Genomic DNA, 11,981 nt, shown 5'->3' with positions numbered 1-11,981 from the left:
TGTCCGTCGGCGCGATGCTGGACGCTCTTGCGAGAGGCCCAGCGCTTTGATGCGCCGCAACAATTCCAATTCTAAGTAAAGAAAATACGGTGTCAAGCAGTTTTGGTGCGCCGCACAAAAAATAGCCCGGGAATGGGGTCGGGAAGGGCAGGCGGGGCCACTATCCGGCGTCGGGCAAGGGTTTATCCTGATCTGTTCAGGCCGTTGCCACGTGGTGCGTCGCGAGAAAAACGATCGTTTCACACGCTATACGGCGGCGCGGCGGAGTCGGTGCTACTATCGCTGACTGTCCGGTCGGTGAATGATGTGTTCGCGTCACTCACGGATGCGATGCCGGACACGTCTTTCCGTGCCCCCTGCCGATGCTAGCTTTCTACGCCGATCACTTCGTCCTGCCATTGCCGCCTGGCCATCGCTTTCCGATGCGCAAGTACAGCATGCTGCGCGATGCCGTGGTGCGAGAGGTGAGCGGGTTGCAACTGCACGAAGCGCCGCGCGCCGGTGACGATGCGCTGGCGTTGGCGCATACGGCTGACTACATCGCCGAAGTCTCTGCCGGCCGGCTCGACCCGGCACGCCAGCGCGAAATCGGATTCCCCTGGTCGCATGAGATGGTGGAGCGCTCGCGCAGGTCGGCTGGCGCAACCATCGCGGCCTGCCGTACCGCGCTGACGCAGGGCATTGCCGTCAACCTGGCCGGTGGCACGCACCACGCCTATGCCGACAAGGGCGGCGGCTTCTGCGTGTTCAATGACGCCGCCATCGCCGCGCGCCAGTTGCAGCGCGATGGTGCCGTACGGCGCGTGGCGGTGATCGACCTCGACGTGCACCAGGGCAACGGCACGGCTTCGATCCTGAAGGACGATCCCACTGTCTTCACGCTGTCGCTGCATGGCGAAAAGAACTACCCGTTCCGCAAGGAAGCCAGCGATCTCGACGTAGGGCTGCCCGATGGGTGCGACGACGACAGCTATGCCGCGGCATTGGCGCGCGCGCTGGACACACTTCACGCGCGCTTCGCCCCCGACCTGCTGATCTACCTGGCCGGCGCCGATCCCCATGAGGACGACCGGCTGGGACGCCTGCGTCTGACCATGGCCGGGCTGGCACGGCGCGACACGATGGTGTTCGACTTCGCGCTGTCGCATCGCTTGCCGATCGCGGTGGCCATGGCCGGCGGCTACGGCAACCAGATCGAGAACACCGTTGCCGTGCACACGCAGACCGTCGCGCTGGCGGCTGCCTACCATGCGCGCTATGCCGCGCAGCATGACCGCCTTCCCGGGTCCGCCGTGGTGCCGGCCGCATGATGGCGTTTCACACATCGCAAAAAATTTGGAACCTTGTGGTGCGTCGTGCGCTCATACGGACCTCCCGTGTGGCTGCGGCAGCGCTGGCGTTGCGATCAACCGAAGTCGTCCCTAACCGTTCCCGATGAAGCCAGAACCCGACCGCCGACGTGCGTACGCGCACCTCCAGCCCATCACCACGCGTTGGATGGATAACGATGTGTATGGCCACGTGAACAACGTTGTCTACTACAGTTACTTTGATACCGTCGTGAACGCGTACCTGATTCGCGAAGGCGTGCTCGACATCGAGGCCGGCGAGACGATCGGGCTGGTCATCGAGACGCAGTGCAACTATTTCTCGTCGCTGAGCTTCCCGGACACGGTGGTGGCAGGTTTGCGCGTGGCACGGCTGGGCAATTCGAGCGTGCGCTACGAAGTAGGGCTGTTCCGCAACGACGATGACGTGGCGGCGGCGCAGGGACATTTTGTTCACGTGTACGTGGACCGCGAAACGCGCAGGCCGGTGGCATTGCCGCCGGCGCTGCGCCAGGCTTTGCAGGCGCTGGTCGTTGGCCAGCCCGCATGAACCAAGCAATGAGGAGACCGCAGAGCATGTCGACTGCAGATGACGCCGCGATTGTGGATCGCGCCATCACGACACGCCGTTCGGTCCGCGCCTTCCTGGATACGCCAGTACCGCGCGAGACCATCGAAGACATCCTGGCCGTGGCCAGCCGCGCGCCGTCGGGCACGAATACACAGCCGTGGAAGGTGTACGTGCTGTCGGGCGATGCCAAGGCGCGGTTCTGCGCCGATGTGCTGACCGCCTACGACGACCCCGAACGCGACGCGAAGTACCGCGAGGAGTATCCGTACTACCCGCGCGAATGGGTCGATCCGTATCTGTCGCGCCGCCGCAAGGTGGGGTGGGACCTGTACAGCCTGCTGGAGATCCGGCGCGAGGACAAGGCGCGCATGCATGAACAGCACGCCCGCAACTTCCGCTTCTTCGATGCGCCCGTGGGCCTGATCTTCACGATCGACCGGATCATGGAGCAGGGCAGTTGGCTCGACTATGGAATGTTCCTGCAGAGCATCATGGTGGCGGCCCGCGCGCGCGGACTCGACACGTGCCCGCAGGCGGCATTCACGCAGTTTCACGCGATCATCAAGCAGCACTTGCTGCTGACCGAGGAGGAAATGGTGGTGTGCGGCATGTCGCTGGGCTACGCGGACGAACGTGCAACCGCTAACCAGTTGACGACCGAACGTGAACCGGTAAGCGGGTTCATGCGTTTCCTCTCCTGACTTGCCCTGAGAGATATCAGGATTCCGCCATGCAGACCGTTATCGACAACATTGGGCGCGCCGTGAAGCTGAACGGCCCCGCCCGCGTGCGACGACGGCCTGCGTGATCCCGGCGTCTCGACGGGCAAAAAACTGTTGTATTTGCGTTGGCAGTGAAGTGGTTCATGGCTCTCTTTTTTCGCAATGTGGAAATGTTTGCGAATCAAACTTTAAAGAGCGGCTGTAAGTCATTAATCTTGCTAAGAATTTCTTAATTTCCTACACTAGCGCAATTCCGTATCCGCGCTGAACAGATCATGTTCCGGACCGATTCCTTCATGTCCCGACTCTTTGGCCTTACCCGCCTGACCGCCATCGCCACCACGGCACTCATGTCCGTGGCCCTGATGGCCGCCCCGGCAACGTACGCAGCGACGAAGTCGACTGCGACGAAATCTTCGGCTAAAAAGACCGAAAAAGTATCCAAATCCTCTAAAAAGGTCGCTTCCGCGCAGGCGGCGTCACCACGCAAGGTGATCGTCGTCAAGGGCGGCAAACGTACCGTGGTGGCCAGCCGTGCCGCACCGGTGCGCGCGGCCTTCGTGCCAGCCAAGCCGTCACTCGGTGAAGCGATGGGCCTGCGTGACACCGAAGACGCGCTGTCGCTGCGATCGTCGGTGGCGTTGGTGCTGGACCAGAACACCAACGAGGTGCTGTTCCAGAAGAATCCGACTGCGGTGCTGCCGATTGCATCGATCACCAAGCTGATGACCGCGCTGGTGGTGATGGACTCGCGCCTGCCGATGGACGAAATGCTGACGGTGAGCGAGGACGATCGCGACACCGAGAAGCACAGCAGCTCGCGCCTGCGCTTCGGCACCACGCTGACGCGCCACGAGATGCTGTTGCTGGCGCTGATGTCGTCGGAAAACCGTGCCGCGTCGGTGCTGGGCCGCAGCTACCCGGGTGGCCTGCCGGCGTTTGTCGGCGCGATGAACAAGAAGGCGCGCGAGCTGGGCATGAACGACAGCCATTTCGTCGATTCGAGCGGTCTGTCGAGCAGCAATGTGTCGAGCGCCATGGATCTGGCCCGCCTGGTCAATGCGGCCTACCGCAACCCGACCATTCGCGAGTTCTCGACCCAGACTGAGCATGAGGTCAGCGTTTCGGGCCGCACGATGCACTACGTCAGCACCAATCGCCTGGTGCGCGGCGGCAGCTGGGATATCGGCCTGCAGAAGACCGGTTATATCTCCGAGGCCGGCCAGTGCCTGGTCATGCAGACACGCGTGAACGATCGCAACGTGGTGATGGTGTTCCTGGATTCGGTGGGCAAGCTGTCGCGCTTTGCCGATGCCACGCGCGTCCGTACCTGGCTTGAGCATCAACCACCGTCGGCAGGGGGCCAGCCGCGCCCTTTTCCTTCGACGCCCAATCTTACGCAGGGTCCTAGGTCCCCTGCGGCGGTCCTGGTATCGCAGCAGTCGCACGGCACCTGAGCTGTAGCCGTCGCGCATGGAAAACGCGCCGTGGGGCTTTCGCCCCCGGCGCGTTCTTTTTTGTGGCTGCTGGCCGGCAATCCGGCGGGAAATCAGGCCGTGGGTTCGGCCACGTAGCCCATGCCGCGCGAGATCTGCAGCGCGGTGTCCTTGAGGTTCTGCAGCCAGCTATCCTGCAGGCGGTCGGCGGGGGCCGACAGCGACAGCCCGGCCACGAGCCGGCGCGAATCGTCGTAGATGCCGGCGGCAATGCAGCGCACGCCCAGTTCGAGCTCTTCGTTGTCGCGCGCATAGCCGTTCGAACGCACCCAGCTCAGCTCGCGTTCGAGCTTGGCCAGATCGGTGATCGACGTACGCGTATGACCGGCCAGTCCGGTGCGCGTGGCATAGGTGCGCACGCGCGTGGCTTCGTCGGCGGCCAGGAACAGCTTGCCGACCGAGGTCAGGTGCAGCGGGGCACGGCCGCCAATGGCGCGCACCACCTGCATGCCCGAGCGTTCGCTATAGGCGCGCTCGATGTACACGATCTCGTCGCCCTGACGGACCGAGAGGTTCACGGTCTGTCCGGTCACCCGGTGCAGTGCGCGCATGGGCGCCAGCGCCGCGTCACGCACCGACAGGCGAGCCTTCACGAGGTTGCCCAATTCCAGCAGGCGCATGCCCAGCCGGTAGCTGCCGGGGTCGGACCGGTCGACGAAGCGGCAGGCCACCATGTCGTTCAGGATGCGGTGCGCCGTGGAAGGGTGCAGGCCGGTGGCCAGCGACAGTTCCTTCAGGCTGACGGGATCCGCATGCTGGGCCAGCGCGTCCAGCAGCGTCATCATGCGCTCGATCACCTGGATCGAGGTCTTGCCGGGTGACTTGTCTGCTTCTGCCATATGAGAAATGTTGCCTTGCGGCAAATTAAGCGTTTGCCTGATTCTATCTCGCATTGTGAAAATTTCAACGGGTGAAACGTGATTTCCGAGATTTCATTCAGATCATGAGCGGGGCCGCGGCGTTCGGCATGAGCCACTTTGGGGCGCGTGCTGAGCAGGATTGCGGCGCCGAATGCCCGCAGCGGCAAGGCGAAGGGGCATAATTGCGGCTCTCAGGGTCTGGAAAACAAGGGAAGTCATGCGAATCGGACTGTTCGCCACCTGTCTGGTGGATCTCATGCGTCCCGAAATCGGGTTCTCTGTGCTGAAGCTGCTGGAGTCGGCCGGCTACGAGGTGATGGTGCCCGAGGCCCAGACCTGCTGCGGACAGCCCGCGTACAACTCTGGCGAGCGGGCGGTGTCGCGCGACCTGGCCGAGAAATTCCTGCGTGAATTCGAGATGTTCGACTACGTGGTCGTACCCTCGGGATCGTGCGGCGGCATGATCCGGCACCACTACCACGACCTCCTGCGCGACGATCCCGAACTGAATGGCCGCTACGAGCGCCTGCGCGAACGCGTGTTCGAACTGACCGATTTCCTGGTGAACGTGGCCAGGATCGACAAGCTCGATTCCAGCTTTGCCGGCCATGTGACCTATCACGATTCCTGCTCGGGCCTGCGTGAGCTGGGCGTCAAGCAGCAGCCCCGCGCGCTGCTGGGCCGGCTGCCAAACGTGCGACTGACTGAAATGAAGGATTGCGAGGCCTGCTGCGGGTTTGGCGGCACGTTCTCGGTCAAGTACGGCAACATCTCCACCGCGATCGTCGACGAGAAATGCGCCAACATCCAGGCCAGTGGCGCCGATGCCGTGGTGCTTGGCGACCTGGGCTGCATGCTCAATATCGAAGGCCGGCTGCGACGTTCCGGCGATTCCCGCACGCGCGTGCTGCATATCGCGCAGGTGCTGGCCGGCGACGCATAACGCGGCGCGCACAACTGGAGAGCCCCCACGATGCAAGTGCACAGCATGGAATTCAAGGCGCGCGCCGGGCAGAAGCTGGCCGACCAGCGCCTGCAGCAGAACCTCAAGAAACTGTCGACCAAGTTCGTGACGGCGCGTGCAGACGCTATCCGCGATATCGACTTCGACGCCACGCGCGCCGCGCTGAAGGAGCGCCGCAACCGCGCGCTGGAAAACCTCGACGTCTGGCTGGCCACGTTCGAGGAAAACGCCACCCGGCGCGGTGCCACGGTGTTGTTCGCCGAATCCACCGCCGATGCGGCGCGGCTGGTGGCCGAGATCGCGCAGAAGCATGGCGTGAAGAAGGTCATCAAGAGCAAGTCGATGGTGACCGAGGAGATGCGGCTGAACCAGGTGCTGGGCGAGATGGGCGTGCAGAGCATCGAGACCGACCTGGGCGAATACATCCTGCAGATCAACGATGCCGAACCGCCGTCGCACATCATTGCGCCGGTGATCCACAAGGACAAGGACGAGATTGCCGACCTGTTCGCCAAGGTCCACAACAAGCCGCGCCTGACCGACATCCCCGAGATGACGCGCGAGGCGCGCGAGGTGCTGCGGCCCGAATTCCTGTCCGCGGACATGGGCGTGACCGGCGGCAACTTCATCATCGCGGAAACCGGTTCGGTGGCCGTGGTGACCAACGAAGGCAACGAAGGCATGTGCACGATCATGCCGCGCGTGCACGTGGCCGTGACCGGCATCGAGAAGGTACTGCCCACGCTGGAAGACCTGGCCACGGTGATGCGGCTGCTGCCGCGCTCGGCCACCGGCCAGGCGATCTCGAACTACTTTTCGATCCTGACCGGGCCCCGTGCGGAAGGCGAGCGCGATGGCCCCGAGCACATGTATTTCGTGCTGGTCGATGGCGGGCGCAGCGGGCTGATTGGCGGTGAATTCCAGGAGATGCTGCGCTGCATCCGTTGCGGCGCGTGCATGAACCACTGTCCCGTGTACCAGAAGATCGGCGGCCACGCCTACGGCTGGGTGTATCCCGGCCCGATGGGCAGCGTGCTGACGCCGAGCTATGTGGGCCTGGCCAATGCGGTGGACCTGCCGCAGGCTGCCACGCTGTGCGGCGAGTGCAATCGGGTATGCCCGGCATCGATTCCGCTGTCGGACCTGTTGCGCAAGTTGCGCGAGAAGCAGATGGAGCGCCATCTGCGGCCGTGGCAGGAACGCATGGCCTTGCAGGTGTGGGGCTATGTAGCGCGGCGGCCGGACCTTTATGCCTTTGTCACGCGCGTTGGGGCGCGTATCCTGTCGCGCATGGGTGGCCGCAGCAAGCTGATTGCCAGCCTGCCGATGGCAGGCAAGGGCTGGACTGAAACACGCGACATGCCGGCCCCGAGCGGCCGCACGTTCCGCGAGCTTTACAAGGAAAGGAGGGCGCGTACATGAGCGCCAATCAAGAGACGCTGGCGGTCATGCGCCAGGCATTGGATGCACATCTGGCAGGCACGTTGCCCGCTGGCGAGTTGATCGCGCGCTGGCGCGCGTCGTCGGTCTCGCTGACCTTGCCGCCGGTATTTGGTCAGGCGATGGAGGAACTGCTACGCCGCATGGAGATGTCCGCCGTGTTCGCGCAGGATAGCTGCTCGTTTTCGAGCTCGGCGGTGGCGGAACAGTTGGGGAAGTGGCTGGATAAGGCTGGGACGGTTTAAAGCACCGAAGACTTGTCCCCTCTCCCGCGTGGCGGGAGAGGGTTAGGGAGAGGGCGGGGGTATCAATCCGCGACAGGTCGCAGTTTGAACCGCTGACCCTCTCCCCCAGCCCCTCTCCCGCGCGCGGGAGAGGGGAGAACAACGTCGGCGTAACTCAGCTCAGCAGAAGCGCGTCGTCGTCGAGTTGCTCGTGGCGGGTCTGCTCGAACATCTTCAGCAGGTCTGGCACATCGAGCCCTTTGCGCTGGTCGCCCGAGACGTCCAGCACGACCTGGCCCTGGTGCAGCATCACGGTGCGCTGGCCGTAGTCCAGCGCCTGGCGCATCGAGTGCGTGACCATCATCGTCGTCAGCTTGCTTTCCTCGACGATGCGCGCGGTCAGTTCCAGCACGAACGCGGCGGTCTTGGGGTCCAGCGCCGCCGTGTGCTCGTCGAGCAGCAGGATGCGCGACGGTTGCAGCGATGCCATCAGCAGGCTCACCGCCTGGCGCTGGCCGCCCGACAGCAGGCCGATGCGATCGGTCAGGCGGTTTTCCAGACCCAGGTTCAGCAGGCGTAGCTTGTCGCGGAACAGCTCGCGCGACCCCTTGTTCAGCGCCGGACGAAAACCGCGACGCGAACCGCGTGCCATGGCCAGCGCCATGTTCTCTTCGATGGTCAGCGCCTCGCAAGTACCGGCCATCGGGTCCTGGAACACGCGGGCCACCAGGTGCGCGCGATCCCAGGCGGGCTGGCGCGTGACGTCGGTGTCGTCGATCAGGATACGGCCGGTGTCGACCATCGTGTCGCCACTGACGGCGTTCAGGAAGGTCGACTTGCCGGCACCGTTGGAGCCAATCACGGCCACGAACTGGCCGGCGGGAATCTCCAGGCTCAGGCCGCGCAGCGCGCGGTTTTCGATCGGCGTACCCGGATTGAACGTGAGCTTCAGGTTTTCAGCGCGCAGCATCTCAGGCACCTCCGTTCTTGCGGGCGAACAGCTTCTTGCGCGTGGCCGGAAGCACCAGCGCCAGCGTCACCAGCGCCGCCGTCACCAAATTCAGATCCTGAGCCTTCAGGCCGATGAACTCGGAATTCAGCGCCAGCGCGATGAAGAAGCGGTACAGGATGGCGCCGATCACCACGGCCAGCGTGACATACACCAGGCGTCGCGCCGGGATGATGGTCTCGCCGATGATCACGGCGGCCAGGCCGATCACGATCGTGCCAATACCCATCGAAATGTCAGAACCGCCTTGCGTCTGGGCGAACAGGGCACCCGCCAACGCCACCAGGGCGTTCGACAGTGCCATGCCGGCCAGCGTGGCACGCCCCGTGGGCACGCCCTGGGCGCGCGCCATGCGCGGATTGGCGCCGGTTGCCCGCATCGCCAGACCCAGTTGCGACGAGAAGAACCAGTCCAGCGCGACCTTGGCGATGATGACCACTACCACCAGCACCAGCGGGCGCAGCACGTAGTCAGGCATCCATTCGGGCTGCAGGATCGAGAAGATCGTCGGCTCGGTGATCAGCGGCACGTTGGGGCGACCCATGATGCGCAGGTTGACCGAGTACAGCGCGATCATCATCAGGATACTGGCCAGCAGATCCATGATCTTCAGACGCACATTGAGCCAGCCCGTGATCCAGCCCGCAATGGCACCGGCGGCAATGGCCACCAGCGTGGCCAGGAACGGGTCATGGCCGGCGGAGATCAGCGTGGCCGCCACGGCGCCGCCGAGCGGAAAGCTGCCGTCGACGGTCAGATCGGGAAAGTTGAGGATGCGGAACGAGATCAGCACCCCGAGCGCCACAAGGCTGAAGATCAGGCCGATCTCCAGGGCGCCGAGCAGGGAAAAGAGAGACATGGGGAATCCTTTGCAGGCCGTCCGGCCGGCCCGGATAGGGCCATTGGGGGCGCTTCGGCCGCGCGCCGCAGGGTAGGGCGCGCGGCACCTGGCGGTATTACTTGATGACGGTCTTGGCTTCCTTGACCAGATCCGGCGACAGCGTCACACCCTGCTTCTCGGCAGCGCCGGTGTTCACGAACAGCTCAAGGTTATCCGACGTTTGCGAGGCAATCGCACCAGGCTTCTCGCCCTTCAGGATGCGCACCACGACCTTGCCGGTCTGGTGACCCAGGTCACCGTAGTTGATGCCCAGCGCGGCGATGGCGCCACGCTTCACGCTATCGGTGTCCGAGGCCACCAGCGGGATCTTCGATTCGTTGGCCACCTTGACCAGCGATTCGTAGGCCGACACCACGTTGTTGTCGGTGTTCGTGTAGATCACGTCGACCTTGCCGATCAGGCTCTTGGCGGCCGGGCCGATGTCCACGGTACGAGGGGCGGCGGCTTCCTTCAGCGTCATGCCCTGCTTGGCCAGCAGGTCCTTGAGTTCCTTGACCACCACCACCGAGTTGGCTTCACCCGGGTTGTAGACCATGCCGACGGTCTTGGCCTTGGGCACCACGCGCTTGATCAGCGACACCTGGCGGTCCAGCGGCAGCTTGTCCGACACGCCGGTCACGTTGGTGCCCGATGCGCCCCAGCCCTTCACCAGCTGCGCAGCCACCGGATCGGTCACGCCCGAGTACACCACCGGCACGCTCTTGGTGGCGGCCACCACGGCCTGCGCCGACGGCGTGGCGATGGCGACGATGGCGCTCGGCTGGTCACCCACGAACTTGCGGGCGATCTGCGCGGCGGTGCCAGGATTGCCCTGGGCGCTCTGGTATTCCCACTTCAGGTTCTTGTCGGCGTCGTAGCCGGCGGTCTTCAGTTCGTCGCGCACGCCGTCGCGGATCGCGTCCAGCGCCGGGTGGTCGACGATCGACAGGACCTTCACGGTTGCCGTCTGGGCCTGCACGGCGCCGCCGTAGAGCAGGGCCAGCGCGACCGCGCTGCCGAGGATGGACTGGGTGGTGGATGCCTTGAGACGCAGCATGTAATTGTTCTCCCCCGAAGGATTCGGTGCTATCAGTCAGCCGCAAACGGTACGACAGCCGTCCTGGCGGGCGCCCCGCGGACAGGCGACTGTGCGGCAGGACGGCCCGGCGGTCCGAAGGCGGGCGCGACGCGCCCGGCGGCAGGTGCGGGCACGCGCGCGGTCGCTTCGGATACGACGGCGCGAAGCCTGCGAGGATACCATTTCCGGCCCCGGCTGGGATTGCTTTTGGTGCTGCATGGCGGCATATCCTGCCCTAAAACACCTTCCTTGGGAGGGTGTGCCGCAAGAAATTGCGCCAGATTGTCATTTTTGGCGTGAAAGCGCCCGGTGGCCGACACCGGGTTGCAGCCCGGTGTGCCCCCGTGAACCGGCTACTTGCGCAGGGCCTCGGCGCAGTCGCGCACCAGCGTGGGGCCGCGATAGATCAGGCCGCTGTAGACCTGGACCAGTTGCGCGCCGGCATCGATTTTGGCGCGCGCGCCGGCGCCGTCGAAGATGCCGCCCACGCCAATAATTGGCAGATCATTGCCGACGACCTTGCGCAGTTCGCGCACGACGCGCGTGGAGGCCTCGAACACGGGCTTGCCGGACAGGCCGCCGGCCTCGTCGGCATGGGGCAGGCCCTTGACCGCGTCGCGAGAGATCGTCGTGTTGGTGGCGATCACGCCGTCGATGCCATGGCGAACCAGCGCATCGCCGATATTGCGGACCTGGTCGTCGTCGAGGTCGGGCGCGATCTTCAGGGCCACCGGCACGTAGCGCTTGTGCTGGTCCGCCAGCCGCTGCTGGGCGGTCTTGAGTGTGGAAAGCAGGCTGTCGAGTTCGCTCGCGCCCTGCAGCTGGCGCAGGTTCTTGGTATTGGGCGACGAGATGTTCACCGTCACGTAGCTGGCGTGCGGATAGACGCGCTCCAGGCAGTACAGGTAGTCGTCGGCCGCGCGCTCGATCGGCGTGTCGGCGTTCTTGCCGATATTCAGGCCCAGCACGCCGCCCTCGGCCTTCCAGCGCGACGCCTGCACGTTACGGATGAAGGCATCCACGCCGCCATTGTTGAAGCCCATGCGGTTGATCAGCGCGTCGGCCTGGGGCAGCCGGAACATGCGCGGGCGCGGATTGCCCGGCTGGGCGCGCGGCGTGACCGTGCCAACTTCGATAAAGCCGAATCCGAATGCGGCCAGCCCGTCGATGTACGCACCGTCCTTGTCCAGGCCGGCGGCCAGGCCAACGGGATTCGGAAAGCGGATGCCCATCACGGTACGCGGATCATCGGCCACGCGGTTGCCGATGCAGCCGGCCAGGCCCATGCGTTGGGCGCGCATCAGGTTGTTGAGCGTGAAATGGTGGGCGTCCTCCGCATCCATGGAGAACAGGGCGGGGCGAAACAGGGGATAGAGCGCGTTGAGCACGGGTGGGGCGGCCAGGGCCGG

Annotated in this window: 12 protein-coding genes; 7 read left to right on the top strand and 5 right to left on the bottom strand. The window is 64.6% G+C overall.

What is annotated here, in order from left to right:
- Positions 1–362: 362 nt before the first annotated feature.
- The 4 genes from MFF62_RS00810 (at position 363) to pbpG (ending at position 4,078) form a co-directional block, all read left to right on the top strand.
- Positions 363–1,310, top strand: a complete 948-nt coding sequence (locus MFF62_RS00810; RefSeq protein WP_238259042.1) for a histone deacetylase family protein — start codon at positions 363–365, stop codon at positions 1,308–1,310.
- A 124-nt stretch (positions 1,311–1,434) separates the two neighbouring features.
- Positions 1,435–1,878, top strand: a complete 444-nt coding sequence (locus MFF62_RS00805) for an acyl-CoA thioesterase (RefSeq protein WP_238259041.1) — start codon at positions 1,435–1,437, stop codon at positions 1,876–1,878.
- A gap of 26 nt (positions 1,879–1,904) precedes the next feature.
- Positions 1,905–2,600, top strand: coding sequence for a nitroreductase (locus tag MFF62_RS00800; protein ID WP_238259040.1), 696 nt, complete (start codon positions 1,905–1,907; stop codon positions 2,598–2,600).
- A 296-nt stretch (positions 2,601–2,896) separates the two neighbouring features.
- Positions 2,897–4,078, top strand: coding sequence for a D-alanyl-D-alanine endopeptidase (pbpG, locus tag MFF62_RS00795; protein WP_404990530.1), 1,182 nt, complete (start codon positions 2,897–2,899; stop codon positions 4,076–4,078).
- Positions 4,079–4,170: 92 nt separating this feature from the next.
- Here the strand turns inward: pbpG and MFF62_RS00790 are convergent, their stop codons facing one another.
- Positions 4,171–4,956 carry an IclR family transcriptional regulator gene (locus tag MFF62_RS00790; RefSeq protein WP_238259038.1) on the bottom strand — a complete coding sequence of 262 codons (786 nt, stop codon included), beginning with the start codon at positions 4,954–4,956 and terminating at the stop codon, positions 4,171–4,173.
- A gap of 238 nt (positions 4,957–5,194) precedes the next feature.
- Between MFF62_RS00790 and MFF62_RS00785 the strand changes: the two genes are divergently transcribed.
- Genes MFF62_RS00785 through MFF62_RS00775 form a run of 3 tightly spaced genes read left to right on the top strand, consistent with a single transcriptional unit; the run spans position 5,195 to position 7,626 of the window.
- Positions 5,195–5,920 (top strand): (Fe-S)-binding protein, encoded by a 726-nt coding sequence (locus MFF62_RS00785; protein WP_238259037.1) that lies wholly within the window; start codon positions 5,195–5,197, stop codon positions 5,918–5,920.
- A gap of 30 nt (positions 5,921–5,950) precedes the next feature.
- Complete coding sequence (locus MFF62_RS00780; protein ID WP_238259036.1) at positions 5,951–7,363, top strand: LutB/LldF family L-lactate oxidation iron-sulfur protein; 1,413 nt, start codon at positions 5,951–5,953, stop codon at positions 7,361–7,363.
- Positions 7,360–7,626 carry a hypothetical protein gene (locus MFF62_RS00775; protein ID WP_238259035.1) on the top strand — a complete coding sequence of 89 codons (267 nt, stop codon included), beginning with the start codon at positions 7,360–7,362 and terminating at the stop codon, positions 7,624–7,626. Before MFF62_RS00780 ends, MFF62_RS00775 begins: the two co-directional genes overlap by 4 nt.
- 154 nt (positions 7,627–7,780) lie before the next feature.
- Here MFF62_RS00775 and MFF62_RS00770 read toward each other — a convergent pair whose 3' ends face one another.
- The 4 genes from MFF62_RS00770 to MFF62_RS00755 all read right to left on the bottom strand — a co-directional run bounded on the left by MFF62_RS00770 (position 7,781) and on the right by MFF62_RS00755 (position 11,960).
- Positions 7,781–8,575, bottom strand: a complete 795-nt coding sequence (locus tag MFF62_RS00770) for an ABC transporter ATP-binding protein (protein WP_238259034.1) — start codon at positions 8,573–8,575, stop codon at positions 7,781–7,783.
- A 1-nt stretch (position 8,576) separates the two neighbouring features.
- Positions 8,577–9,473, bottom strand: coding sequence for an ABC transporter permease (locus tag MFF62_RS00765; RefSeq protein ID WP_238259033.1), 897 nt, complete (start codon positions 9,471–9,473; stop codon positions 8,577–8,579).
- Between the two features lie 97 nt (positions 9,474–9,570).
- Entirely contained in the window at positions 9,571–10,551 is a 981-nt protein-coding gene (locus tag MFF62_RS00760) for an ABC transporter substrate-binding protein (RefSeq protein ID WP_238259032.1), read from the bottom strand.
- 374 nt (positions 10,552–10,925) lie between these two features.
- Positions 10,926–11,960, bottom strand: coding sequence for a quinone-dependent dihydroorotate dehydrogenase (locus MFF62_RS00755; RefSeq protein ID WP_238259031.1), 1,035 nt, complete (start codon positions 11,958–11,960; stop codon positions 10,926–10,928).
- Between the last annotated feature and the right edge of the window lie 21 nt (positions 11,961–11,981).

The organism is Cupriavidus pauculus, assembly GCF_022179805.1.
Lineage (GTDB): Bacteria > Pseudomonadota > Gammaproteobacteria > Burkholderiales > Burkholderiaceae > Cupriavidus > Cupriavidus pauculus_E.
This window is presented reverse-complemented; position numbering and strand designations above follow the sequence as displayed.

Coding starts and splice junctions, on each gene's coding strand:
- MFF62_RS00760 (WP_238259032.1), bottom strand. CDS start 10,551: ATGCTGCGTCTCAAGGCATCCACCACCCAGTCCATCCTCGGCAGCGCG.
- MFF62_RS00785 (WP_238259037.1), top strand. CDS start 5,195: ATGCGAATCGGACTGTTCGCCACCTGTCTGGTGGATCTCATGCGTCCC.
- MFF62_RS00800 (WP_238259040.1), top strand. CDS start 1,905: ATGTCGACTGCAGATGACGCCGCGATTGTGGATCGCGCCATCACGACA.
- MFF62_RS00780 (WP_238259036.1), top strand. CDS start 5,951: ATGCAAGTGCACAGCATGGAATTCAAGGCGCGCGCCGGGCAGAAGCTG.
- MFF62_RS00765 (WP_238259033.1), bottom strand. CDS start 9,473: ATGTCTCTCTTTTCCCTGCTCGGCGCCCTGGAGATCGGCCTGATCTTC.
- MFF62_RS00770 (WP_238259034.1), bottom strand. CDS start 8,575: ATGCTGCGCGCTGAAAACCTGAAGCTCACGTTCAATCCGGGTACGCCG.
- MFF62_RS00805 (WP_238259041.1), top strand. CDS start 1,435: ATGAAGCCAGAACCCGACCGCCGACGTGCGTACGCGCACCTCCAGCCC.
- MFF62_RS00810 (WP_238259042.1), top strand. CDS start 363: ATGCTAGCTTTCTACGCCGATCACTTCGTCCTGCCATTGCCGCCTGGC.
- MFF62_RS00790 (WP_238259038.1), bottom strand. CDS start 4,956: ATGGCAGAAGCAGACAAGTCACCCGGCAAGACCTCGATCCAGGTGATC.
- pbpG (WP_404990530.1), top strand. CDS start 2,897: ATGTTCCGGACCGATTCCTTCATGTCCCGACTCTTTGGCCTTACCCGC.
- MFF62_RS00775 (WP_238259035.1), top strand. CDS start 7,360: ATGAGCGCCAATCAAGAGACGCTGGCGGTCATGCGCCAGGCATTGGAT.